The organism is Vibrio nereis NBRC 15637 (assembly GCF_001591105.1).
GTDB classification, from domain to species: Bacteria; Pseudomonadota; Gammaproteobacteria; order Enterobacterales; family Vibrionaceae; genus Vibrio; species Vibrio nereis.
In genome coordinates this window covers 468553-494508 of sequence record NZ_BCUD01000001.1, presented here as the reverse complement: position 1 = coordinate 494508, position 25956 = coordinate 468553, and the positions used below count along the sequence as shown (strand labels likewise).

Annotated in this window: 23 protein-coding genes; 9 read left to right on the top strand and 14 right to left on the bottom strand. The window is 44.7% G+C overall.

Features of this window, described 5'->3' with window-relative positions:
* Positions 1 to 6: 6 nt before the first annotated feature.
* From VNE01S_RS02160 to VNE01S_RS02125, 8 genes are all read right to left on the bottom strand, one after another.
* Positions 7 to 1209, bottom strand: coding sequence for a tetratricopeptide repeat protein (locus VNE01S_RS02160; protein ID WP_053395488.1), 1203 nt, complete (start codon positions 1207 to 1209; stop codon positions 7 to 9).
* On the bottom strand, positions 1206 to 1829 hold the full coding sequence (locus tag VNE01S_RS02155; protein WP_053395489.1) for an energy transducer TonB: 624 nt from the start codon (positions 1827 to 1829) through the stop codon (positions 1206 to 1208). Before VNE01S_RS02155 ends, VNE01S_RS02160 begins: the two co-directional genes overlap by 4 nt.
* On the bottom strand, positions 1829 to 2233 hold the full coding sequence (locus tag VNE01S_RS02150; RefSeq protein WP_053395490.1) for an ExbD/TolR family protein: 405 nt from the start codon (positions 2231 to 2233) through the stop codon (positions 1829 to 1831). The genes VNE01S_RS02155 and VNE01S_RS02150 overlap by 1 nt, the downstream gene beginning before the upstream one ends.
* A complete protein-coding gene (locus tag VNE01S_RS02145) occupies positions 2230 to 2787 on the bottom strand; it encodes a MotA/TolQ/ExbB proton channel family protein (protein ID WP_053395491.1) in 558 nt (185 codons plus the stop codon). Before VNE01S_RS02145 ends, VNE01S_RS02150 begins: the two co-directional genes overlap by 4 nt.
* On the bottom strand, positions 2787 to 4139 hold the full coding sequence (locus tag VNE01S_RS02140; RefSeq protein ID WP_053395492.1) for a MotA/TolQ/ExbB proton channel family protein: 1353 nt from the start codon (positions 4137 to 4139) through the stop codon (positions 2787 to 2789). Before VNE01S_RS02140 ends, VNE01S_RS02145 begins: the two co-directional genes overlap by 1 nt.
* Positions 4139 to 4903: a DUF3450 domain-containing protein gene (locus tag VNE01S_RS02135; protein WP_053395493.1), complete on the bottom strand. Its 765-nt coding sequence runs from the start codon at positions 4901 to 4903 to the stop codon at positions 4139 to 4141. Before VNE01S_RS02135 ends, VNE01S_RS02140 begins: the two co-directional genes overlap by 1 nt.
* A 145-nt stretch (positions 4904 to 5048) precedes the next feature.
* Positions 5049 to 6002, bottom strand: coding sequence for a lactate/malate family dehydrogenase (locus tag VNE01S_RS02130; RefSeq protein ID WP_053395494.1), 954 nt, complete (start codon positions 6000 to 6002; stop codon positions 5049 to 5051).
* Between the two features lie 105 nt (positions 6003 to 6107).
* Entirely contained in the window at positions 6108 to 6980 is an 873-nt protein-coding gene (locus VNE01S_RS02125) for a DMT family transporter (protein ID WP_053395495.1), read from the bottom strand.
* 140 nt (positions 6981 to 7120) lie between these two features.
* On the opposite strand from VNE01S_RS02125, the gene VNE01S_RS02120 reads away from it, so the two are divergent.
* The 3 genes from VNE01S_RS02120 to VNE01S_RS02110 all read left to right on the top strand — a co-directional run bounded on the left by VNE01S_RS02120 (position 7121) and on the right by VNE01S_RS02110 (position 9818).
* Entirely contained in the window at positions 7121 to 7822 is a 702-nt protein-coding gene (locus VNE01S_RS02120; protein ID WP_053395496.1) for a glycerophosphodiester phosphodiesterase family protein, read from the top strand.
* A 300-nt stretch (positions 7823 to 8122) separates the two neighbouring features.
* On the top strand, positions 8123 to 8518 hold the full coding sequence (locus VNE01S_RS02115; protein WP_053395497.1) for a hypothetical protein: 396 nt from the start codon (positions 8123 to 8125) through the stop codon (positions 8516 to 8518).
* Between the two features lie 196 nt (positions 8519 to 8714).
* Positions 8715 to 9818, top strand: coding sequence for a phosphoribosylaminoimidazolesuccinocarboxamide synthase (locus VNE01S_RS02110; RefSeq protein ID WP_053395498.1), 1104 nt, complete (start codon positions 8715 to 8717; stop codon positions 9816 to 9818).
* Between the two features lie 90 nt (positions 9819 to 9908).
* Here the strand turns inward: VNE01S_RS02110 and VNE01S_RS02105 are convergent, their stop codons facing one another.
* Both VNE01S_RS02105 and gyrA read right to left on the bottom strand, forming a co-directional pair.
* On the bottom strand, positions 9909 to 11792 hold the full coding sequence (locus VNE01S_RS02105) for a methyl-accepting chemotaxis protein (protein WP_053395499.1): 1884 nt from the start codon (positions 11790 to 11792) through the stop codon (positions 9909 to 9911).
* Between the two features lie 227 nt (positions 11793 to 12019).
* Positions 12020 to 14644 (bottom strand): DNA topoisomerase (ATP-hydrolyzing) subunit A, encoded by a 2625-nt coding sequence (gene gyrA, locus VNE01S_RS02100; protein WP_053395500.1) that lies wholly within the window; start codon positions 14642 to 14644, stop codon positions 12020 to 12022.
* A gap of 291 nt (positions 14645 to 14935) precedes the next feature.
* On the opposite strand from gyrA, the gene ubiG reads away from it, so the two are divergent.
* The 4 genes from ubiG (at position 14936) to yfaE (ending at position 19891) form a co-directional block, all read left to right on the top strand.
* Positions 14936 to 15643: a bifunctional 2-polyprenyl-6-hydroxyphenol methylase/3-demethylubiquinol 3-O-methyltransferase UbiG gene (gene ubiG, locus VNE01S_RS02095; RefSeq protein WP_053395501.1), complete on the top strand. Its 708-nt coding sequence runs from the start codon at positions 14936 to 14938 to the stop codon at positions 15641 to 15643.
* Positions 15644 to 16111: 468 nt separating this feature from the next.
* Entirely contained in the window at positions 16112 to 18394 is a 2283-nt protein-coding gene (gene nrdA, locus VNE01S_RS02085; protein WP_053395503.1) for a class 1a ribonucleoside-diphosphate reductase subunit alpha, read from the top strand.
* Between the two features lie 85 nt (positions 18395 to 18479).
* Complete coding sequence (nrdB, locus tag VNE01S_RS02080; RefSeq protein WP_053395504.1) at positions 18480 to 19613, top strand: class Ia ribonucleoside-diphosphate reductase subunit beta; 1134 nt, start codon at positions 18480 to 18482, stop codon at positions 19611 to 19613.
* Positions 19613 to 19891, top strand: a complete 279-nt coding sequence (yfaE, locus tag VNE01S_RS02075) for a class I ribonucleotide reductase maintenance protein YfaE (protein WP_053395505.1) — start codon at positions 19613 to 19615, stop codon at positions 19889 to 19891. Before nrdB ends, yfaE begins: the two co-directional genes overlap by 1 nt.
* 44 nt (positions 19892 to 19935) lie before the next feature.
* Here yfaE and VNE01S_RS02070 read toward each other — a convergent pair whose 3' ends face one another.
* Both VNE01S_RS02070 and VNE01S_RS02065 read right to left on the bottom strand, forming a co-directional pair.
* Positions 19936 to 20199 (bottom strand): hypothetical protein, encoded by a 264-nt coding sequence (locus tag VNE01S_RS02070; RefSeq protein ID WP_053395506.1) that lies wholly within the window; start codon positions 20197 to 20199, stop codon positions 19936 to 19938.
* 204 nt (positions 20200 to 20403) lie between these two features.
* Positions 20404 to 21645 carry a CinA family nicotinamide mononucleotide deamidase-related protein gene (locus tag VNE01S_RS02065; protein ID WP_061781623.1) on the bottom strand — a complete coding sequence of 414 codons (1242 nt, stop codon included), beginning with the start codon at positions 21643 to 21645 and terminating at the stop codon, positions 20404 to 20406.
* 169 nt (positions 21646 to 21814) lie between these two features.
* Between VNE01S_RS02065 and VNE01S_RS02060 the strand changes: the two genes are divergently transcribed.
* Both VNE01S_RS02060 and VNE01S_RS02055 read left to right on the top strand, forming a co-directional pair.
* Positions 21815 to 22711 carry a DUF3943 domain-containing protein gene (locus VNE01S_RS02060; RefSeq protein ID WP_053395508.1) on the top strand — a complete coding sequence of 299 codons (897 nt, stop codon included), beginning with the start codon at positions 21815 to 21817 and terminating at the stop codon, positions 22709 to 22711.
* 191 nt (positions 22712 to 22902) lie between these two features.
* Positions 22903 to 23415 (top strand): glycine cleavage system transcriptional repressor, encoded by a 513-nt coding sequence (locus tag VNE01S_RS02055; RefSeq protein ID WP_053395509.1) that lies wholly within the window; start codon positions 22903 to 22905, stop codon positions 23413 to 23415.
* Positions 23416 to 23469: 54 nt separating this feature from the next.
* Here the strand turns inward: VNE01S_RS02055 and nspC are convergent, their stop codons facing one another.
* A complete protein-coding gene (gene nspC / locus VNE01S_RS02050; protein WP_053395510.1) occupies positions 23470 to 24603 on the bottom strand; it encodes a carboxynorspermidine decarboxylase in 1134 nt (377 codons plus the stop codon).
* A gap of 107 nt (positions 24604 to 24710) precedes the next feature.
* Positions 24711 to 25955, bottom strand: coding sequence for a carboxynorspermidine synthase (locus VNE01S_RS02045; protein WP_053395511.1), 1245 nt, complete (start codon positions 25953 to 25955; stop codon positions 24711 to 24713).
* Position 25956 lies beyond the last annotated feature (1 nt).

Genomic DNA, 25956 nt, shown 5'->3' with positions numbered 1-25956 from the left:
AGTGAGTCAAAGAGCGGAAGTATTTCTTCCCTCTTTTTGATAACGAGCTTGTTGTTTAAGCTTGTTAGACACCATCTTTTTATTACTTAAATACTCAATCCAACTTTCCGCGCTCGCGGAAGGCTCGATTTTTTGAGCGGCTTTCGCTTCCTCTAATGCTTCATCCAACTGGTTTAACTTGTCGTGCACTTTGGCTTTGAGCAACGCGATGTCAGCGCGCTTTACTTGGTAACGTTCAAGCACGTTTAAGGCCTTTTGATGATCGCCATTTTGTGTCAAAGCAAGCGCTAGCTGCCGATGGTATTTTTCGTCCTTTTTCGACAAGCTTTCCCAGACAATAGCCGCATGCCCCCACTCTTTTGCCTTCTGCCAATAGCCCGCTTGTTCAACCAGCAGATCGATATTTTGTTCAGAAGCCGGTAACAAAGAAAGCTCTAGTGCTGCTCGCTCTGGAATACCAGATTTATCAAATAGCCTTGCCAATAGTTTTCGATCTTGAACATTCAATGCGATTTGATTTTTGGCCAATGACAACGCCGTTAAAGCCCCGCGCGTATCACCAGAGTGAAGTTTGACATTCACTAGCTGTCGCCACCAGTTTGGGTTTTTAGGTTGGTATTTGAGCAGAGCCCTTAACGTTTTTTCTGCACCGCGCCATTGAGAAGAGTGTATTTGCGCACTCAGCTTGATAGTGAGTGGCTCAAAATTGTGTTTTGACGCCCCCACAACTCGATTTGCAGCATCGATAGTCTGTTGCCACTGCTCTAATTGGTAATGAGCTTTTGCCATACTTAACCAAAGCTGTGAACGAGTGGGCTCTTGAGTTACAGCGGTTAACTGAGCGTAATGTTGTAGAGCTTCTCGGAACTCTCTTTGATTAAACAGCACATCTGCCAGCATTTTTCTCAGCTCCGTCTGCTGTTTTCCTTCGATGGCGTCTGTTTCTAGTGCTTTTTGTAAATGGTGTGCTGACAACTTAAGCTGGTTATTCTTCCAAAAGTAGACACCCAAACTTCGATCAACCATAGCGCGATCATAGCTACGTGAAATTGTCAGTGGCTGCAAAATACCGATCGCCTTTTCCAACTGGCCCTTAGAGTCATATTTTTGCGCTTGCTGCAATTTAGACGCGGTAAATACACTAAGTTCACGGCCTATTGCCGCGTTAGTCAGAATAATCGCACACAGAGCAAGGATTAAGTTTTTCATTTTGGTTGCCTAAACTCGAGTTTCACTGTTTGTCCGTGATGCGTCACTGGTTGGCCTTGTTCTAGCATAGGTTGATAACGCCACTGCTTGAGTGCTTTTACGGCTTCTCTTTCAAAAAGCCGTTTGGGTTTGGCTTCAATGACTTCAAGGTCCACTGGCCGCCCTTTTTCATCAATGTTGAATCTAATGACGACGTACCCTTCAATTCTACGTTGGCTCGCTTTATACGGGTAGCGCGGTTCCACTCGATGAATAGGCATTATTGGGCTGGCCGATTCGAAACTGCCGATTTCCGGCGCATTAATATCAACGCTACCAACCTCAATGTTTAATGCAGAAGTTGAGATCTGACTCGGTGTAATTGGTGCACTCAGCTGCATGGCTGGTTCGGGAGCGGTCATGTAATCAGTTGGCAGCGGCTCAAGTGTTGGTGGTGGAGGCAAAGCCCGAGTGCGATGCGCGACATTCTGCTCTTGTTCTTCAACAACGAAATTGACAGCGGTGAGTTCCAACATGGGTTGTGATTGTTGCTTAGGTGCCCCCACTAACCAGGCCATCAACAGGAACAGCAGCATTGCTAGTACCAAAGAGACCGGAATTGCAAATAAAAACCGCATCATTATTTCGCTTCCGCGGCTAAAGCAATATTCTCTATACCGGCACTTTTGGCGGCATCCATCACCTTAACCACGATACCACTGTGAGCACGTTCATCGGCTTGAATAACCAATCCGCTATTCGGTTTTTCAACCAGTAATACTTCGAGTGTTGCCTGCACTCTTTCAGAGTCCACCATACGTTTATCAATATAAATATCATTATTCGCTGTCACCGCAACGTGGATACCCGCTTTATCTTGGCTCACAATATTTGTCGCGCTAGGGCGATCGACTTCAATACCTGACTCTCGAACAAAAGAACTGGTTACAATGAAGAAAATCAGCATGATAAACACAATATCGAGCATTGGCGTCAAGTCGACCTGCGCTTCGTCCTGTTTATGCACTCGTCGGCCAAGTCTCATTGTTGAATCCTTAATTCTTTTTCCAGTTGATAAGCTTTTGTTTTGCAAATCTTAATTAAACGCGCATGGATAAATATCCCCACTAATGCCGCGACCATACCCGCCATAGTCGGTAAGGTTGCCAGCGCAATACCTGATGCCATCAATTTAGGCTCATTGTTACCTTCTAACGCCATGGAGTCAAAAACACTGATCATTCCCGTAACCGTACCGAGTAAACCGAGCATAGGGCACAACGAAACGAGCAACTTTATCGTATTCGTGTTTTGGTAAATGCCAATGTGCGCTTGGGCTATCCAACCATCACGAACGGATTTTGCGTACCAGGAGTGATGCTCACTGCGAGCTTGCCATGTACTCACCCAACTGGCTTTAACTTTGGGGTAATACATAAGTAAATAGATCACTCTTTCTACCACCAGCAACCAAAACAGCAGCACAACAGCAAAAAGACACCAAAGCACTGGACCGCCTTGTTGCATGAAGTGGGTAAATTCGCTCCACCAAATGTGACCGCCCAGTAGCGATGATAAAGCGGCAAGTGAATCAATCATTATGCAATGTTCTCGGCAACGAGTGGCGTGCTATTTTCGGCTTGCTGAGCAACAAGCGCTATCCCCTGTTTCTCAAGGATATTGCGTAAGTTTTCTGCTTGGGTAGTCAAAATATTGTGTACCAATAATAGTGGCATTGCCGCCACAAGCCCCATAACTGTCGTCACTAGCGCGGTCGAAATCCCGCCTGCCATGACTTTCGCGTCACCCGTACCAAATAAAGTCATGATTTGAAACGTCTCGATCATCCCTGTCACTGTCCCCAACAGCCCCAGCATGGGTGCCAATGCAGCAAGAAGTTTGAGCATAGACAGCCCTTTTTCTAATTTGGCTTGTTCATCTACGATGACTTCCAGCAAACGTAGCTCCAACGCTTCAACACTTCTTGTCTTATCTTCGCTGTACACAGACAACACACGACCGAGTGGATTATTGGTAGGGTGTTCAGGCGTTTTTAGCTGGGCACTGACCTGGCGCTTGATATTGAATACCGTCACACCTCGTACGATGGCGATTAGCATCCCAACGACAAGTAAAGCCACGATCACGCCACCGACCATGCCCCCTGCTTCAAGGCGATCAACCATCGAAGGCTGATAGGCAAACTGATCTAAAACCGCACCTCGTGTTGGGTCGATACTCATCATCACAGGTTCACGGTTAGCTAACGACGTCATGAGTTGATCTCGATGCAGCGTATTCTCCGGCTGATTGGCAAACGAGAGCGCTTGCTGTGTGTCGCCATCCCATTTCGCAAAGCCACGCTCGCCCACTAACGCGATCGAACCAAGTCGAATAAACTCTTGCGGTGAAACGAGTCCCTCTCCATCGACATATTTAAGCGTATACGCTTGGCTCACTCCACTGGCACGAATTTCTTGTTCTAGCGCTTGCCATAATTGAGTCAGTTGCTCAATATTCGGCAGCTGTGTTTCAGAAACTATCGCATTCAAGTGAGATAAATGCTCCTCAGCCCCGATACCTGAGATAGATGAATCCAACTCGGTTTTTAAAGATTTTGCGCTTTGTCTTGCCGTACCGAACACTTCACCTAAACTGCCAGATTCAAGTTGTAGCGTTTGTTCTAACTCGGCCAACGTCTTTTCATTGGCCGTAAAAGTCTGACTTAAAGTGTCGGTTTGTGCCGTTAGTGTCTGTTTTTTTTGCTGAAGCGATTTTTTACGCGTTAATAGCGCTTGCAGTTGCTGATCAAATTTCGCTTCTCGTTCTACGTTGTGCTGTTGTTGCTGTTTTTGCTCTGCAACGGTTTTTTCAACGATATCAGTGGCGGCAACAGTAGAAAAAGGCAGGCACATCATTACAACGAGTGTGGCGATCCAACGTATAAACATTAACGAGCCTCCACTGCATTCAATGTCACGGGTAAAGTAACCATTTGTGCCGCAATACGTTTCGAGGCAACATCAAACGCGGTTTCAATATCGTTATGCCACTCGCTTTTCACCATTTGCCACTGTTTTGCACTTTGTTGCCAATACCAGTAGCGCTGACCATCCAGACTGCGGGCAATTAAAGCAACCCGACCTAAGTGCAAGGCTTCCACCTCTCGTGGCGTGTCGCCATCCAATATCTGGCTGTTGTACACCCCCACTTTATTTCCATATTCCACTTCAATTTGGTAAGCCTCCAGAATAAGTCGATATTTTTCAGCATCACTGACATCGGCTCTGGTCATTAGCGCCTCCAACTTACTTATTCGTTCAGCGCGCTGGTGAGATTTCACAGGAATGTCTTGTTCCACAAAATGTTTGAGCCCATCTAGCATGTAGTACATCAGCGGAACAATGCCTTGGCGAGTGGTTTTAACTTCTTCAACCTGATCATGAAGACTGGTCATTTCCTGTTCTTGGTTTGCTACCAATGCAGTAAGGTGGTTTCGATACACTTCTAGATTTTTCACATCAGATTCAAGCTGTTCGATTTCAGCTTTGAGTAACTGAATACGCTGATCACTTTTATCGATTTCTTTTTGGCTAGCAGAAGATGCTTTATGAGTATGGCTCTGGATCGTGAGGGCTTTGTCGACTCCAGAAGCATGAGCATGACAGCTCAGTAATAAGCTACAGACAAAGAGAGCATTTTTGCGTAATTTCATGGGCTACATTCGGTTTGAAAGTGTCAGTGTCGGTCGACGGTATGTTTATAGAGTCACATACTAAAGAGATTGTGCCAAAGTTCAACTTAGCCCTATCGCTGACTGCGACGTAGATACTGGTTGGAATTAATAAAACAGGGAGGAATTACACTCGTAGCCCAGTGGCAATCGCGACGCGATCCACAACGGTTCTTACATTTATTGCTATCAGAGATAATGTCTCTGATTCTTCTTCAGTAAAGGGGTGGTTTAGGATAAGTTCTGCACCGTTTTTTCCCACAACTGTGGGCAAACTTAACACAACGTCTCTCAGCCCGTACTGCCCCTCCAATAACGTCGCAACTGGAAGTACCGAACGTTCATTAATCATTATTGCCTGGATTATTCGAAAAACGCTGGCTGCAATGCCATGAGTGGTGTTCTGTTTGCGCTTAAAGATTTCATAGCCCGCTTGCTTCACCGACTCTAATAACTCATCTGAACAAATCAGTCCTAGCTTGTGCGTATCGCAATAATAGTCTGCGGGTTGGCCTGCAATTGAAATTAGGCTTTTAGGTGCAAAGCAATTGCAGCCGTGCTCGCCCAGGACATAGCCAAAGATGTTTTTCGGATCTAGGTTTACGCGACTGGCGATAATGCTCATCAGCCTGGCAGTATCAATCACGCAGCCACTACTAATCACTTGAGAAGGTGAAAAACCAGTATTCTTTACAATGAAGTGAGTAACAATATCACAAGGGTTAGTAACCACAATCAAGGTCGCTGTTGGAGCAACGCGCTCAATTTCTGTCGCAATCTCGACACCAATTTTACTGTTCACTTCTGCCAATTCTATCCTAGTTTGGCCTTGTGTGATCTGCTCTCCAGCGGTGATCACGACAATGTCTGCCCCAATTAAGGATAGGTAATCATCAGTAGGAAAAATGTGGGTGTTTTTGGTAAACGTCAGTGCTGTTGTATGTCGAAAATCAAACACTTCGCCTTCTGCGCGATCAAGGTTCTTGTCCAGCAACACCAGCTCGCTCACACTGCCGAGAGTTAAAAGATAATTGCATATCTCTACTCCTACAGCTCCTGCCCCAATCACACCTATCTTCATTCTCTTATCCTTATACAGGCAATCATAAAATGAGATTTAACTGATGCTTAACTCATTTATACTTACTAAATTTTAGCAGTTGTTTAAGTGGGAGTGAGGTTAACTTTACTCTCTAAGCTTGATGAAACGGCCATCGGTCCGATAAAAAATGAGCGCAACAAGAATAAGACTACACCCTGCTACCTTGCTTCCAGACAATGACTCTCCATACCAAAGAATGCTCAAGATCACCGTCCAGATAGGCTCCAATAACATAATTAATGCCGCGTTCGCTGGGTTGCTTCCCTTCTGACCTAAGGTTTGCATGACATAACGTAAACTGGTTGCCAACAAAGCACTGAGAGCAAACCATCCCCAAATGGAGGGGGCAATACTCGCTGGAAAAGTTTCAAATAACGCGGAAGCAATCAGTGCAATGACCCCTGTGACAAATAGCTGAATACAAGTAAGTAATAACACTGGCAATTTGTGCGCAAGTTTACTGTTCACGTTGAAATGAAGCGCCAGTAAACACGCATTGGCAAAGAACCAAATATGGCCAGCAGAGCTATTCCAGCCTCCCTTTAGAGACAACAAAGCGAGGCCGGATATGGCGATTGGCATAGAAACCCAAAATGCTCGTTTTGGCCTTTCTTTATATAGTGCCCAAGCAACGATAGGCACAATAATCATTGAAAGGCTAACAATAAATGCACCCTCACCAAGTGTTTCGCTAACAGAAATCGCATAGACCCAAGCCATTAAAGCCGCAGCAAGAATTGCTCCTCCCCCCGCAGCTTGTAAAAATAAGCTGAAGGTAAGCTGCCGAAATTTTTTATAACTGAGTGGAACCAAGCATATTGAGGCAACTAAAAAACGTAGGCCCACAAAACCAAAAGGAGGTAACCCCTGAATGGTTTCTTTGGAGAAAATCCAACCAAACGCTGCGAGAGCGGTTGTCATCACGAGTATCCAGGCAGACTTATGTTCAGCGTTCACTCTTTATTCTCTTCACTATCATTATTATTTGTAGATGACGATAGTGTCAGATTTGACCGTACAACACCAAGAAATATCTGTCTGTTATCAAGTATTAAGAGTAATCTATTAACATCACGTAACAGAGAGCTAAGCGACCAATGATTATCGTGGGACACCGAGGAATTGCAGGGCGTTTCCCTGAAAATACCAAGGCCAGTATTCTGGCTGCCATTGAATTAGGTTTGGAGTGGGTGGAAGTCGATATCCAACCGACAAAAGACGGCGAACTCGTCGTTTGCCATGATCATAAAATCGATCGGTGTAGCAATGGTAAAGGTCGAGTGGACTCTTTCACTCTGGATCAATTACGCGAATTTGACTTTGGTGGCTGGTTTTCACCTGAGTTTAAAAGTGAGTCTATTGTAACGTTAGGTGAACTGCTCTCTTTAGCAAAAGCACACCACTTAAAGCTCAATCTAGAAGTGAAAATTGACCAGCATAACGTTCAGCAGGTGTGTGGCTTGGTCAAAGATTGTTTACTCAAGCACAACGCGAATCGAGACGACATTGTGCTATCTAGTTTTAGCCCGGATATTATTAGAGAACTACATAGTATCTTACCGGAGTACGATTTGGGTGTTTTAAGTGACCGGCTCACCTCTAAGGTTAAACAGCTGTTAGATGAAGTCTCCGCCATTAGCTGCAATTTGAATTACCTCAGAACAAATAAAAAACACATCGAACTTCTACAAGCGGATGGCTACCAGGTATGGTGCTACACGGTGAATAATCCCAATCGTTTAAAGTACCTACCTGGGCTAGATGCCATTTTCAGTGACTATCCTGAAAGATTCTTATAGCTCTCTGCGCCGTCAATAATAATGAGATATTGACGGCGAATAATCCCCTAGACACTGTCATTCCCTAAAAGCACTGTATAACACTGTATATATTAACGTGTTCAACCTCACATTTTTTATATCAGCGTATCTAGCACAAAGAAAACTCAATAGAATAATAAACAATAAATTCAATTAGTTATCAATAAATCTCTTAATGAGACATTGATATTAGCGTTCATATTATATCCCAAAGTACTTGATCCCTTACCTCAAACAAACTACTGTACACACATACAGCATGTGTATAGGGACAGTATTATGATTCAGCAACAGCCACACCATCGTTCAGTATCAAAATTTAATGCTCTCGCTCAGCCAACACATCCCCTTGATATTGATGATTCATCCCTTGCTCGCTTGGCGGGTTTGTCTAATCAGAATCAGTGGATTTTATTTACTGCAGAGTGTCCTCGTCCAGATTTCGCTCAATTCTCTTCATACAAGATCAGCTGTACAAAGATCATTCACATGAAGCCGTCACAAACCCAATCAGAACTGGAAATTGTGATGAAGGCGATCAAGTCAGGCAATGCCAGTGCCGTTGTCGCATCCAGAAACATTACAAGCATCGACCAAGTGCTTCTTCGCAGTTTGGGGCGTCAATATCAATGCGAAGTATTTTTTGTCGAGGGCAGCTCATATAAGTATCACTAACAAGCTTGGCAACAACACTGTCTTTAGCCTCTCTATCTTGGGAGGCTTCTTTTTATCTCTTTCTTGGCATTTTAAAAAACAAAGCAAACGTTTGCTTTTTCTCTGGCAGCACAAAATAGTTCTGGTATCATGCACTGCAAATCGATTGCCTAATTCAGGCTGTCACCCCATTTTTGACAAAGATAGGAATGTCTAAATGAGTCTTGCAGATCAAGTTCTTGCCGTAAATGATGATCTTCCAATTCGTACTAACAAGCCTGTTCATAGCGGGAAAGTACGTTCAGTGTATTGGCTGACCGAGGAAGACAGCAAACGTCTAATAAAAGAGAAAGGCTACAATGTCGCCCCGGATGCTCCGTTAGCTATCATGGTGATCAGCGACAGAATATCAGCCTTTGATTGCATTTGGCACGCAGAAGGTGGATTGCAAGGGGTGCCAGGAAAAGGGGCCGCACTTAATGCTATTTCAAACCATTGGTTTAAGCTGTTCAAAGATAACGGTCTAGCCGATAGCCATATCCTTGATATCCCTCACCCACTGGTTTGGATCGTTCAAAAAGCGAAACCGATCATGATAGAAGCCATTTGCCGTCAGTACATCACGGGGTCAATGTGGCGCGCATATGAAAAAGGCGAACGTGAATTTTGTGGCATCCAGCTTCCTGAAAGTTTAGAGAAAGATAAAGCGCTTCCAGACTTGCTAATGACGCCTTCCACAAAGGGGATCCTAAAAGGCATCCCTGGCGTACCAGAAGCGGATGATGTCAACATTACACGCAAGAACATTGAAGATAACTTTGCGGCGTTTAACTTTTCTAAAGCGGAAGACATCGCCCAATATGAGAAGCTACTTCGCGAAGGTTTTGGTGTGATTAGCGATGCTCTCGCTAAGGTTGAGCAAATCTTTGTTGATACCAAATTCGAATTTGGCTACGTAACAGATGCCGAAGGCAACGAAAAGCTTATCTACATGGATGAAGTCGGTACCCCAGACTCTTCTCGCATTTGGGATGAGAAAGAATATCAGGCTGGAAACATCGTCGAGAACTCAAAAGAAGGGTTCCGCCAATTCTTGCTCAACCACTTCCCTGATCCAGATATACTTTTAAATAAAGAGCGTATGCCAGAGCGTGAAGCACTCGCACGTGATAATGCCCTTCCACTCGATGCATTGATGGATATTTCAAGAACATATACTGGTATTGCAGAAAAAATTACTGGCAAGCCAATCAACCTGAGTGCTAACCCAAAGCAAGAAATCATTGATATATTAAGTGCCCAATACGGATTAATTGATTAATTCCTTGATTCTTAAATTTGGTCGTTAACAAAACGCCCGGCTGTCAGCCGGGCGTTTTTCTTTTCTATTTGTCTACGATTTGGAGCTTGGTTACAACTTAAAACGTTGAATTTCGTTTTCAAGTTGATGTGACAGTTCAGATAGCTGAGCTGCTTGGGCTGCAGCATCGTGCGCTTCATCAGCCAAATCATTCGAAACGTCGCGAATACCAACGGTGTTACGTGTGATTTCAGAGGTAACTGACGCTTGCTCCTCTGCTGCTGAGGCAATCTGAGTGGCCATATCACTGATACGCTCAACCGCCGTTTGAATTTGCGTTAAGCTCACTGCTGCGGAATCCGCGTCTGCCACACTAGTATCTGCCAGTTGACGGCTATCGCCCATAATACCTACTGCTTTCGATGTTGTCCCTTGCAGCGTTTCTATCATTTGCTGAATCTCTTGAGTCGAAGCATGTGTGCGCTGGCTAAGCACTCGCACCTCATCCGCAACAACAGCGAAACCGCGTCCTTGCTCACCTGCTCGCGCCGCTTCAATCGCCGCGTTTAATGCAAGCAAGTTCGTTTGCTCAGCAATGCCTTGAATTGTTGATAGAATCGTATTGATGCTATTGCCATGTTCTTCAAGCTCTTGGATAACACCTGTCGCTACTTGTACTTCTTGCGCCAAGTTTTGAATAGAGCTTTGAGTTTGAACGACTTGCTCACCACCGTGTACACAAGCTGTGACAGCTTCTGACGAGTTTTGCGCTGTGTGATCTGCATTACCTGCTATTTCTTGAGTCGCGGCAGCCATTTCGTTAATCGCCGTAGCAACCATGTTGATTTCGTCTTGCTGATGACGAATACGCGCGCTACGCTCTTCTGCATGTTGAGCTGTTTGCTTAGACTGCTCTGACAGTGACGAAGAAACTAAGCTAAGTTTAGAAACCATGGCGTGCATATTCGCAACGAAGGTGTTGAAATTTGTAGCTAGTTGACCAACTTCATCATCACTTCTTGGTTCTAGTCGTTGCGTTAAATCACCTTCACCTGATGCGATCTCCTCAAGCGCTTTTGATACGCGGCCAAGATCTCGGAACAGGAAGCTAACCAACCACGAGACAACCAGTACAACGATCAACGTAATGATAGCAGCGGTAATCACCAGCTCAGTAAGAAGCGCAGAGAAAGCTGCCTCTTCCGTTTTACGATCCATCTCAATAGCTAAAATCCATTGAGTATTTGGTACTGCTTTAAAGAAGTAAATCTTATCCGTGTTATCACGCTGAATGTACTTCATCACGCCATCACGTTCTGAATTTTCAATCACATTCATCGTCATATTTTTAGAAAGCGTCGACACTGGCTGAAGCAGAAGGTCGCTATTTGGATGGGCCAAAAACGTACCATTTTGACCATCAATAAGCATCGCATAAGCATTGTCACCCGCATCAAGATTGATAACATCTTCAATCAACTGTTCAAGCAATACATCTGCGCCAACCACACCAACGAATTGACCATTCAAGCGAACAGGTTCTGCAATCGTGACCAATAGAGCACTAGTGATCGCATCTTTATAGGCCGTCGTGATAATTTGCTTACCTGCCGCATTGGCGTCTTTGTACCATGGACGCGTACGAGGATCGTAATCTGCGCGATTTCGTTCAGGGTGAGAACGGTACATACCGCCATATGGGGTGCCTAAAAAGATGTCGTCAAATCCGCCCGCTTTTCTCGCTTGTTGCAAGTACGGTACAACATCGGCTTCTTCACTATAGTCATTGAATGCTTTTGCGATATTTTTACGAATAGTGATCCAATCTGAAACGCCTTCAGTCGCTGTTGTTGCTAGACTGGCCGCACGCTCTTGCACGCTCTGACGAGTTTGATTCATGAGTTTAACAGCAGAAAGCCAAGTTAATGCGCTAGCCATTAGCACGACAGCTAATAAGCTGGCACCAATCAGTTTTTGTTTGAGTGATATTTTCATTTGAGTTAGTTATTTTGATTGAAGATGCGACAAGTTGCGCAAATTCTATAGACAAACTCGCCTCTATGCACGTCATTTAGAATATTAGTTGCGCACATGATTGAACCAAGTTCTCACCATGGGCTTTAAATTCAAAGACTGAAAAAGTAAGGTAATTTCGTATGCTCAATTTCAGACACAAAAAAACCGAGCTAGGATGCTCGGTTTTTAGTTAAGACACTTAGAAGTTATTCTTGCGCGTCTTCATCATTTGCTGGAGTTTCAGGTGTGTTCTCAACATTTGATTCCGTTTCTTGAGCTTCTTCACCTTCTGGCAAATCAGCTTCATCAACTTCTTCAATACGTTGCAGACCAACCACAGATTCGTCTTCCGCAGTACGGATCAGCGTCACACCTTGCGTGTTACGGCCAACCTGACTTACCTCACCAACACGAGTACGAACAAGCGTACCTGCATCAGTGATCATCATCATCTCGTCACCTTCTACAACCTGAATAGCACCAACTACCGGGCCGTTTCGATCAGAAACTTTGATAGATACAACACCCTGAGTTGCACGACCTTTTGTTGGGTACTCTGCAAGCTCTGTACGTTTACCGTAGCCGTTCTCAGTTACGGTTAGGATGTCGCCTTCGTTTGAAGGAACAATGAGAGATACCACTTGGTCCTCTTCACCTAACTTCATGCCACGTACACCAGCAGCAGTACGACCCATTGCACGTACTTTGTCTTCGCTAAAGCGAACCACTTTACCGGCTTTAGAGAACAACATGATATCGCTGCTACCGTTAGTGATATCGACACCGATTAGTGAATCGTCATCACGTAGGTTCACCGCGATCAGACCGTTTGAACGTACGTTTGCAAACTGATTCAGAGGCGTCTTCTTAACAGTACCGTCACCAGTTGCCATGAAGATGAACTTATCTTCAGAGAACTCATCAACACGTAGAATCGCCGTAATGCGCTCACCTTCTTCTAGTGGAAGGATGTTCACAATTGGCTTACCACGAGCAGTACGGCTCGCTAGAGGCAATTGGTAAACTTTCAGACGATATGTCTTACCGCGAGTAGAGAAGCATAAGATGTTGTCGTGGGTGTTCGCCACTAGAAGACGCTCAATGTGGTCTTCATCTTTCATCTTAGTTGCGCTCTTACCTTTACCGCCACGACGCTGTGACTCGTAGTCGCTCAGTACTTGGTACTTAACGTAACCACCGTGAGACAAAGTAACCACAACATCTTCACGTGCAATCAGCTCTTCCATGTCAATGTCATGGCTCGCTGCTGTGATTTCAGTACGGCGAGCGTCACCGAAGCCATCACGAACGGCTTCAAGTTCTTCTCGGATCACTTCCATCAAACGCTCAGTGCTTGCAAGGATATGCATTAGTTCAGCGATTTCTTCTAGAAGCGTCTTGTATTCACCAAGAATCTTCTCGTGCTCTAGACCTGTTAGTTTATGTAAACGTAGATCTAGAATTGCTTGAGCTTGCTGTTCCGTTAGGAAGTATTGGCCATCACGGATGCCGTATTGAGGCTCTAACCATTCTGGACGAGCCGCATCCGTACCTGCGCGTTCAAGCATTGCCGAAACGTTGCCCAAGTCCCAACCACGTGCAATAAGACCCGCTTTTGCTTCCGCTGGTGTTGGCGCTTTACGGATAAGGTCAATGATCTCATCAATGTTGGCAAGCGCTAGCGCTAAGCCTTCAAGGATGTGTGCACGTTCACGCGCTTTACGTAGTTCGAAGATAGTACGGCGAGTTACAACTTCACGACGGTGATCAACGAAGCACTTCAACATGTCTTTCAGGTTGAATAACTGAGGCTGGCCATTGTTTAACGCCACCATGTTGATACCGAAAGTGGTCTGCAGCTGAGTTTGAGCATAAAGGTTGTTTAGAACCACTTCGCCCACAGCATCGCGCTTACATTCAATAACAATACGCATACCGTCTTTATCAGACTCGTCACGCAGTGCACTGATGCCTTCTACTTTCTTATCTTTAACTAGCTCTGCGATCTTCTCAATCAAGCGAGCTTTGTTTACCTGGTAAGGGATTTCAGTGACGACGATGGTTTCTTTACCATTCTTCTCCACTTCGATATCCGCTTTTGAGCGCATGTAGATTTTGCCGCGACCTGTTTTGTACGCGTCTACAATGCCTTTACGGCCACTGATAAGTGCTGCCGTTGGGAAATCAGGACCAGGAATATAATCCATTAGTTCATCAATAGTGATTTCTTCATTATTGATGAAAGCAAGACAGCCATCGATCACTTCGCCAAGGTTATGTGGCGGGATGTTGGTTGCCATACCTACCGCGATACCAGAAGCACCGTTAACCAGTAGGTTTGGAATTTTAGTCGGAAGAACCGCTGGGATCTGCTCGGTACCATCGTAGTTAGGTACGTAGTCGACGGTATCTTTGTCTAGGTCAGCCAAAAGTTCATGAGCAATTTTTGCCATGCGAACTTCGGTATAACGCATTGCTGCCGCTGAGTCGCCATCGATAGAACCGAAGTTACCTTGGCCATCAACGAGCATGTAACGTAGTGAGAACGGCTGAGCCATACGTACGATAGTGTCGTACACAGCACTATCACCGTGTGGGTGATATTTACCGATTACGTCGCCAACAACACGGGCAGATTTTTTGTATGGTTTATTCCAATCATTGCCCAGCACATTCATCGCATAAAGTACGCGTCGGTGTACTGGCTTTAGGCCATCACGCACATCTGGAAGAGCACGACCCACGATTACGGACATCGCATAGTCGAGGTACGAACCTCTTAGCTCATCTTCAATGTTTACGGGCGTGATCTCTTTAGCTAGATCGCTCATAGAGCCATTATCCCTCTATTTTTTGATCGTATGTACAATACGTTTAAGGTGCAAAAATATAACACACAAATTAACTCTTCGGCATCACTTTCCCTCGCCTTTTATCAGGTTGTGAGCTTGGTTGTGAATCAAATGCCGAGAAATTGCACATTCTAAATTTATGTTTCTGATTACAGGCTATATTTTAGCCAAAATTAGATAAAAGTGGCCTAGTCTATGCGCTACTCAATATTCGGGGTTATAATGCACTCATATTTTATGGAAGCCTTTAACATATAGAACAGAGTAGTTATGACCCAATCACAAAATGTCGACCCAAAGGAAATCAAGAAGTTTGAGGAAATGGCCTCACGCTGGTGGGATCTGGAAGGCGAGTTTAAACCTCTTCACCAAATTAACCCACTGCGCTTGAACTATGTTTTAGAGAATGCTGAAGGCTTGTTTGGCAAAACCGTTCTTGATGTCGGATGCGGTGGAGGCATCTTAGCCGAAAGTATGGCTAAAGAGGGAGCGACTGTGACTGGCCTTGATATGGGCAAAGAGCCGTTAGAAGTTGCTCGCTTGCATGCCCTTGAAACGGGCACCAAGCTAACTTACATCCAAAGTACAATTGAAGACCATGCAGCCGAAAATGCGGGCACCTACGACGTCGTCACTTGCATGGAAATGTTGGAACACGTGCCAGACCCACTTTCTGTTATTCGATCGTGTTCGGCACTTGTGAAACCAGGTGGCCACGTTTTCTTCTCGACTCTAAACCGCAACATCAAATCGTATCTCTTTGCGATTGTGGGTGCAGAGAAACTATTGAAAATTGTACCAGAAGGTACACACGAGCATGAAAAGTTCATCCGCCCTTCCGAGTTAATCAAAATGATCGACCGTACCGATCTCACAGAGATGGGAATTACGGGCTTACACTACAATCCGTTAACGGACACCTACAAACTGGGCAACAATGTGGATGTAAACTATATCGTGCATACACAGAAGTTTTAACATTTTTCACCATCTAGATGTAGTGGTTATTTTTAAGGCGGTAGCACAAGATCTCCGCCTTTTTTAGTGCATTTTTAAACAATTTTTGAGTTCTTGTTCTCAATTTAACCAAGCCATAAATCGGACTTAGTTTTTGCTAAAGATCAAGATATTTTTTTTTACTCTCGGTTACTTCTGAAGCGATCTTCAACTCGTGTTTTTCTACAATCTTGTCCGCCCTAATTTCATCGGTTAGTAGTTACTTACAGATTTTTTTTATTTTCACAGTTATCCACAAGTCATCCAAGATCTGTAACTTGAAAATAGCCATCGATAGCACTATCTTGTAACCCGCAATCACATGCACCCCTATATGTTGTGTTTGAACTACAATATATAGATAGACTTCGATCACAAAGCCCGTACATATTTTACAAGAATTATACATAAATACGGCTTTTATCAGTTTTTCTAGGGAAATGAAGCAGAATGAACCAACGACTAACCGTTACTAAACGTGATGGCCGCAAAGAAAATATTGATCTAGAAAAGATCCACCGAGTAATTACATGGGCCGCGGAAGGCCTAGATAACGTTTCTGTATCTCAGGTAGAACTGCGCGCTCACATCCAGTTTTACGAAGGCATTACGACCACAGATATCCATGAAACGATCATCAAGTCTGCGGCAGACCTGATCTCTGAAGAAACTCCAGATTATCAATATCTGGCGGCGCGTCTGGCCGTCTTCCACTTGCGTAAAAAAGCCTATGGCCAATATGAGCCACCAACACTGTTTGACCATGTTTCAAAACTGGTTGAATTAGGAAAATACGACAAGCACATTCTGGAAGATTACTCGAAAGCAGAGTTAGATGAGCTAGGTGCCTACCTTGATCACAAGCGCGATCTTGATTTTTCTTACGCAGCAGTCAAACAGCTTGAAGGCAAATACTTCGTTCAGAACCGTGTAACAGGCCAAATTTACGAAAGTGCTCAGTTCTTATACATTCTGGTTGCCGCTTGTCTGTTCGCTAAGTATCCAAAAGACACGCGCTTGGATTACATCAAGCGTTTCTACGATGCGACTTCAACATTCAAAATTTCTCTACCTACACCGATCATGTCTGGTGTACGTACCCCTACTCGCCAGTTCAGCTCATGTGTGCTGATCGAGTGTGGTGATAGCCTAGATTCAATTAACGCAACGGCAAGCTCTATCGTTCGTTACGTATCTCAACGCGCAGGTATTGGTATCAACGCGGGTCGCATTCGTGCGCTGGGTTCTGAAATCCGCGGCGGTGAAGCGTTCCACACTGGTTGTATCCCATTCTACAAATACTTCCAGACAGCAGTGAAATGCTGTTCTCAGGGTGGTGTTCGTGGCGGTGCAGCGACAGTATTCTACCCACTGTGGCACGGTGAGTCTCAAGCTCTGATGGTTCTGAAGAACAACCGTGGTGTTGAAGAAAACCGTGTTCGTCACATGGACTACGGTGTTCAGCTAAACCGTTTGATGTACCAACGCCTAGTGGAAGGTGGCAACATTACGTTGTTCTCGCCATCTGACGTACCAGGTCTATACGACGCGTTCTTTGAAGACCAAGACGAATTCGAACGTCTATACGTGAAATACGAAAACGATCCTTCGATTAAGAAAGAGACCGTTAAAGCTGTCGAGATGTTCTCTCTGTTAATGCAAGAGCGTGCTTCTACAGGTCGTATTTACATTCAAAATGTTGACCACTGTAATACTCATAGCCCGTTCGACTCGAAAGTGGCACCTGTTCGTCAGTCTAACCTGTGTTTGGAAATCGCACTGCCAACGAAACCTTTAACAAACGTTGAAGATGACTCTGGTGAGATTGCACTGTGTACTCTATCGGCCTTTAACTTGGGCGCGATTAAGTCTCTAGATGACTTTGAAGAGCTTTCTGAATTGGTTGTACGTGCTCTGGATGCACTGCTTGACTACCAAGACTACCCTCTTCCGGCGGCATACAAGTCTACAATGAACCGCCGAACTCTAGGTGTAGGTGTAATCAACTTTGCATACTACCTAGCGAAGAATGGCGTTAAGTACTCTGACGGTAGCGCAAACGGTCTGACTCACCGCACGTTCGAAGCGATTCAGTACTACTTGTTAAAAGCATCAGTAGAGCTGGCAAAGGAACAAGGTAAATGCCCATCGTTCAATGAAACGAACTACGCGAAAGGTCTGTTGCCAATCGATACATACAAGAAAGATATCGATCTGGTTTGTGACGAAGAGCTTCATTACGACTGGGACACGCTACGTGAAGAGATCATGGAGCACGGCCTGCGTAACTCTACGCTAACAGCCTTGATGCCATCGGAGACCTCTTCGCAGATTTCTAACGCGACAAACGGTATTGAACCACCACGAGGCTATGTCTCTGTTAAAGCATCAAAAGACGGTATCCTAAAACAAGTTGTACCTGATTTTATTAACCTGAAAAACAACTACGAGTTGCTGTGGAACATTGGCTCAAACAATGGTTACCTGCACCTAGTTGGTATTATGCAGAAGTTTGTCGACCAAGCGATTTCAGCAAACACCAACTACGACCCAACGCGTTTTGAAAGTGGCAAAGTTCCAATGAAACAACTGCTGCAAGACCTGTTGACTGCGTACAAGTACGGTGTGAAAACACTTTACTACCATAACACTCGTGATGGCGCGAGTGATGACCAGAAAGACGCAGTACAACCACAAGACGACGATTGTTCAGGCGGCGGTTGTAAGATTTAATCCATAACCCACACTTAATAGGGTTTATTCAGGTTTAACAAATTATGCCCCTCAGCGAGAGGGGCTTAAAAGGAATTGAGGCACTATGGCTTACAGTACTTTTAACAGAAACAAGAACGATCAATTAAAAGAACCAATGTTCTTGGGTCAATCCGTTAACGTCGCTCGTTACGACCAACAGAAATTTGAAATTTTTGAAAAGCTGATCGAGAAACAGCTTTCTTTCTTCTGGCGTCCAGAAGAAGTCGATGTATCAAGTGATCGCATCGACTACAACAAGCTTCCAGATCATGAAAAGCACATTTTCATCTCTAACTTGAAGTACCAGACTCTACTTGATTCGATTCAAGGCCGTAGTCCTAACGTAGCACTGCTGCCACTGGTTTCTCTGCCGGAAGTAGAAACGTGGATTGAGACTTGGTCATTCTCTGAGACTATTCACTCTCGCTCTTACACGCACATCATCCGTAACATCGTGAACGATCCGGGCATCGTGTTTGATGACATCGTTGAAAACGAGCACATCCTAAAGCGTGCAGAAGACATTTCTCACTACTACGATAAGCTGATTCAACTGACTAACGACTACCACCGTTACGGTGAAGGTACGCACCAAATCAATGGTGAAGAGGTGAAGATCAGTCTGCAAGATCTGAAGAAGCAACTTTATTTGTGCTTGATGTCAGTGAACGCGCTGGAAGCGATCCGTTTCTACGTAAGTTTCGCTTGTTCTTTTGCGTTTGCTGAACGTGAACTGATGGAAGGTAATGCGAAAATCATCAAGCTTATCGCTCGTGATGAAGCACTGCACCTAACTGGTACACAGCACATGATCAACTTGCTACGCAACGGTCAAGATGACTTTGCGTTCATGCAGATTGCTGAAGAGTGCAAGCAAGAGTGTTTTGATTTGTTCAAAGCCGCAGCAGAGCAAGAAAAAGAGTGGGCAGAGTACCTATTCAAAGATGGCTCAATGATCGGTTTGAACAAAGACATCTTGTGCCAGTATGTTGAGTACATTACTAACATACGTATGCAAGCAGTTGGCTTAGGTGCAGCTTACCCAGAGGCGACCACGAACCCGATTCCTTGGATCAATGCATGGCTATCTTCTGACAACGTTCAGGTTGCCCCTCAAGAAGCTGAGATTTCATCTTACCTTGTTGGTCAAATCGATAGTGATGTACGTGCGGATGACTTTAAGGACTTCGAACTGTAATGCCCAGTATCAAAATCAACGGAATTTCAGCTATTCAGTCCAACCCTTCTAATACAATTTTAGAAACGATGGAAAAAGCTGGTATTGAACCTGAATATAACTGCCGAGATGGTCACTGTGGTGCGTGTCGATGTAAGTTGGTTTCAGGAGAGGTAGAGTACGTTGGTTTTGCTATGGCGTATACGCAAACAGACGAAATCTTGCCATGCATCTCAAAGGCTAAATCTGACGTTCAACTTGAAAATGTCAATTACACCTTGAAAGAAAAACGCGCATAACGCGTCAATTGTGTGGATTGAGCCCGGTAGGATTACCGGGCTTTTTAATAGCGTGTCACACTCGTTTTGTTACTGCCTGAAAGTAATGCATCAGCCGTCAACATTGAGACTGCTTTATTCGCGATTTGTCTGCCATCATCATCAAATAATGATAAACGGTAGCCCAGCCCTCCCTCCTGATCGGCCTCTTCAGGTGCAGTTAGCCACAAAGAAATTGCATCAAAGCACTCATTACTCACCGCTTCCCCTAAAATAACCTTTTGACCAGCAATCTGATACCAAACTAAAATTTTTGAGTGATGGAACATGACTACCTCACAGAGTGAAAATTAGACGAATAGTAAGTCTAAGACGCAAATGTTAAAACTTCCGGCTCAATCTGGAGTAAGTTAATATTTATTATTTAAATCAATGACATAGCTATTATACTATTTTATTCTAAGATCCTGACTTTCGAGTGATAAACGAATAAATAAGTTATTCATAGAGTTAAATAATGTTATCTGTCATAACTAGCCTTGAATCGCACTTTGTGGCACAAACATCTCTTTGACGCGTTTTAGGGAGCTATAGGTTGGGAACATAGCCTGACCAGCGAAGTAACGTCTTAGCATGTCAGCTGCAACTGTCGTGATAACTAACGTTTGATCGTCTCTCGAATATTTTCTACCGAACGTCAACGTTTGCCCCCATTCTCCCTCTTTACTCGCAATAGCAACCGAAAAAGTGCTGTCCGATACATGACCTGTAACAATAGATAGATCAGTCCCGCATTTTTCCTTAGTCGCACCAGCAAGTGCAAATGCAGCGGCAAGTGAGTCTCCTTCCTCTTGTCCTACATCCACTTGACTACTCAAAACCCACCCATGTCCACAGAATTGCGCGGCGGCTTCGTCGAAATGCAGCCACTTTGACAGACTACCGTGTGTCGATTGCTCCGCCGTTGAAATCGACAGCTTCTTTTCTAGCATCAAATGAGCGACATGTTGCTGCATGGACTCATCAACACTCACTACATGCTCCGCTATTAACTTATAGATGATCTGCAGGAGCTTAACTCTGCGATCCACATCCCCTTTCGGCCCGAATAACTTAACTTCAATGTATGGGATGTAAGAGCGATAACCAAGGAAGTACCCCTCAGGAAGCTCAACTTTATCTAGCTTATCGGACAGTGCCGACTCTGAAGTCCCGAACGTATGCAGTTTGCTACAGTCCATCCCACTTTCAATAGGAAAATGCTTTCTCATATCCGGCAAGATTTCGCTTTCAATCATGCGCTTAAACTCGCTCGGCACACCTGGCGTAAAATAAAAACAACAATCGTTAATGGTTACTTTGAAACCACAAGCGGTGCCAACTGGGTTATCGACCATGGTCGAGCCTCTAGGTAACATCGCCTGCTTCATATTGCTTGCTGGCATATTTACGCCACGAGCAGCAAAAAACGCCTTAAGACGCTCAACCCACTCTGAGCATTCAACTAAGTCTGTTTCTGCCGCAAGAGCAGCCGCTTCTGCGCTTAAATCATCACTTGTTGGGCCTAACCCACCATTAACGATAACAATATCGCTGTTGAAACTAAGCATCACCAGTTCTTCGACCAAAGATGACTTTTCATCTCCTACCGTTGAGCGCTTTGTTAATGAATAACCACTTTCAAAAAACAACTGAGATAGCCAAGCGGCATTGGTGTCTACAATGTCTCCATGAAGGACTTCTTCCCCTGTACTTAACATTGCAATTTTTAACATTATTCATCCTTTCTGATTGCATGCTGTGTAAACATGCTTGTTGTATTTTTGATTCTTAGCGAAGAAAAGTACACGAAGTAGACTATTAGCCTAAATTCATGTTTTCATTGAACTGACTTTAATAGATAATTGTGAGCCAGATCATTAAAAACCGCTATTGGAGCCTTCCGTGTTAAAGACCGGCCTAACCGCTTTAATCTTGTCATACTCGACTTTTAGCAATGCGAGTATGGATTACTCAAGTCAACATATTGAGTTGTCATACACGGTTGATCAAGCTCAAAATTACCCTTTCTATACCAATGGCAACTCTACCGCTCTATTAGACCCATATAATTTCAACGCAAATGAAAGCGCATTGAAGCTTGATGAAGAACCCGTAGCCAAATACCTTACGGTACAAGACGAAAGAGACTGGGAGTACCTAAAAGGCCAAACTTACACAATTTTGGGCCTAAGTGTCGCAACAGTAGGTTTAATGACTCTACTTCCAGAATCCATCACCAAATGGGATGAAGAAGACCGTAACCTCAGCGGATTAGGCTCAAAATGGAAAGACAATGTAACAGCAGGCCCCGTGTGGGACCGAGATGAACATTATCTTAACTATGTTATGCATCCATACTTTGGTGGTGTTTATTATACTGCTGCGCGTCATGCAGGGTTTAATGAGTTTGAGTCGTTCCTATACTCCGCAACCATGTCGACTTTCTTTTGGGAGTATGGCGTAGAAGCATTTGCTGAAGTTCCTTCCTGGCAAGATGTATTCATTACCCCATTTTTTGGTGCTGTTGTTGGTGAGCTGATGTTAGAAGCCGAGCAAGATATCATTACTTCGGGCGGTGAAGTCTTGGGTTCTGCCACCATGGGCGACGTGACTTTGTTTTTCCTCAACCCTGTGGGCCACATCCATGGTTGGGTAAGCAATACTTGGGGTGGTAGTGCAGAACTGCAATATAGCAGCAATCCTTGGTTTGGTAATGATCAAGCTGCCAAGTTTGCGTTGGAGTCTGGTGCTCAGTACGACAACGTGTTCTACGGTGTTGAAATGAAGATAAGCTTTTAGCCCAACAGACAACCATCACAATTCACTACTACAAGCGACGTTACGACGTCGCTTTTTTGTGCTCGCAGTATAATAACTGTATATCGGACAAAGGATTAGCTTAAAATCTTGAACTCTGTCATGCCTTATTGTGCCTGCTACCCTACACTTGGATTTAAGCCGTTAATTCTATTTCCTGTAGGAGTCCGCACGTGAACAGTACATTCATTGTTAATTTTGTCGGTAGAGCGACGCCCAATACGATCAAACAGCTCGCTGCAATCACTCACGAGAACGGTGGGAAATGGTTGATCAGCAAAGTGAACTTTATAGAAGATCAAGTAGCCGCGGTCATCAAAGTTGAGGTGCCTGTGCAGAATGCCGACCTCGTGAAAGATGCTTTCCAAGATCAGCAAGGCTTGGTTGTTCAGATTATTGATTCGCAAGCACACAACTACAATACAGACACTATCTACCAACTCCGATTAGACTCGAATGATCGCGCCGGTATTGTTAATGAAATCACTCATATCTTGGATGGACAAGGAGTGAGTATTCTAGATATGGATTGCCAACGCGTATTCATTGCAGGTGGAGGTGGAGTCAGCTCAAGCCTATTTACCGCAAACATGGCCATTAGGTTACCCGCTGAAGTCGACATTGATGACATCGCCAATGAGCTTGAATCACTGAGTGAAGATACCAAAGTGATGGTAGAAGCATAGCTCAAAACCAAAATAGAAGGTAGATACAGAAAGAGCAGCCGAAGCTGCTCTTTTTTATTTTACTGACCACTGCGATAGTGAACGTTTAAAGTCTGAATAGTCAAATTCATTCAACTTCTGGATGTCACCATTTGAACGCTCGCAATAAACCGAAGGCATACGTAAACCATTAAACCAGTTTAACTTAACCATGGTGTAACCTGCGCTATCCAAAATGTGTAGACGCTGACCAATCTCAAGAGACTGATCAAAGTTCGCCACACAGAACTGGTCGCCGGCTAGGCAAGAACATGAACCGATCACGTATTCGTGTTCACCATTTTCTGAAGCTTCAAGTATCGAGGCAGGTTCATCATAGATAAGGGTATCCAAACGGTGTGCTTCTGTTGCTGAATCCACGATCGCGGTTTTCTTCACGTTCTCCACAATATCAACCACTGTTACGACAAGGTCAGTCGTCTTGGTGATGATCGCTTCGCCCGGCTCTAGGTACATTTGTACGCCGTGTTTTTCAGAGAAGGCTTTCAGTGCTAGACCTAGCTTTTCAATGTCGTAACCCGGCCACGTGAAAAACACACCACCGCCCATGCTCACCCAATCCAGCTTATCTAGGTACTCACCAAACTGCTCAGAGATTGAATCAAGCAAGCCGATAAACGCATCGACATCTTTGTTCTCACAGTTCATGTGGAACATCACGCCGTCAATCCCTTCAAAGACTTCCGGTTTGATATGATCAGCCTGAACACCAAGACGAGAGAATTGACGAGCAGGGTTTGCCAGGTCTTGTCCAGCGTAGCTCACACCAGGGTTTAGACGCAGACCAATTGAAGCTTTGCCTTCTACTATATGACGGTAAGCCGCAAGTTGTGATTGTGAGTTAAAAATCATCTTGTCACAGATGTCAGCCACATCGCGGACGTCATCTTCACTATAACCGACACTGTAAGCGTGTGTTTCGCCACCAAAGGTTTCGTGGCCAAGCTTCACTTCAAACGGACCAGAACTGGTTGTCCCATCTAGGTATGGCTTGATGATGTCGAATACGCCCCAAGTCGAAAAGCACTTCAGTGCCAAGACAAGCTTCACCCCTGAGATTTCTTTTAGCTGCTTCGCTTTTTCTAGGTTTGCAATCAGCTTGTCTTCATTGATCATGAAGTACGGGGTTTTTAGTTCGTTTTGTTGCATGTTACTACCTTGGGCCCCTCGCCTAAACGGAGGCACTATAAAATCGAACAAAGCCGACGCAAACGCATCGGCTTAAATTTATATTTCAGATAAGAGTGGTTAAGTTCTTATTTTAATTTGTGGATCACAGGTTGACCTGGTTCCAGCTCTTGAACGTGCCAGTCGAGACCGATAGATGGCATTGTTTCTAGGAACGGATCTGGGTCTAGTTGCTCCATGTTGAACACGCCTTTGTCTGCCCACTTACCGCGGAAGAATTGCAGCGCAGCAGTGATCGCTGGTACACCAGTGGTGTAAGAGATTGCCTGATGTTCTACATCTTCGTAAGCCACTTCGTGGTCAGCATTGTTGTAGATGAACACGCTGCGCTCTTTACCATCTTTCTTACCTTGAACCCATGTACCGATGCACGTTAGGCCAGTGTAACCCGGAGCTAGTGACGTTGGGTCTGGTAGTAGCGCTTTCAATACGTGTAGAGGCTGTACCACTGTACCATCGTGCAACGTTAGCGGATCTGGGCTTAATAGGCCAATATCGCGCATTACGTTGAAATAGTTCAGGTAACGGTCACCGAAACCCATCCAGAACTCGATACGCTTAGCTGGGATGAACTCCTGCATAGAGCGAACTTCATCGTGCGCCATTGAGTACACTTTGTGTGAACCACAGTTCGGGAATTCAAACTCAAGCATACGAGAGTGACAAGGTACTTGTTTCCACTCGCCGCTTTCCCAGTAGAAAGAATCGCCTTGGATCTCTAGCATGTTGGTTTCTGGGTCAAAGTTCGTTGCGAACTTCTTACCGTGGTCACCTGCGTTTACATCCATCACGTCGATTGTGTCGATTTCATCGAACAGGTGCTTCACTGCGTACGCAGCAAATACAGACACTACGCCCGGATCGAAACCAGCCCCTAGAATACCTGTGATGCCCGCTTCTGCGAACTTCTCACGGTAGCCCCACTGCCAGTCATAAGCTTGTGGAACTTGCTGGCCTTCTGAACATAGGTCAACCGCTACTGAAGTATCTAGGTAAGACACTTTCGCTTGGTAACACGCTTCCATAATGGACATGTTTACCCATGGAGGACCTGCGTTGATCACAAGGTCAGGCTGAACTTCTTTAATAAGAGCAACCAATGAATCTACGTCGTCAGCATTTACTGCGCGAGCTTCTAGCTTCTTAGTTGAATCTTTCAGGTTGTTTTTCTTCTGAATAGACCCGATGATTTTCTCACACTTACCAACGGTACGTGATGCGATTGTAATATCACCCAGAACGTCGTTGTTTTGAGCTGCTTTGTGTGCAACTACCCAGCCAACGCCGCCTGCACCAATCTGTAGAACTGCCATA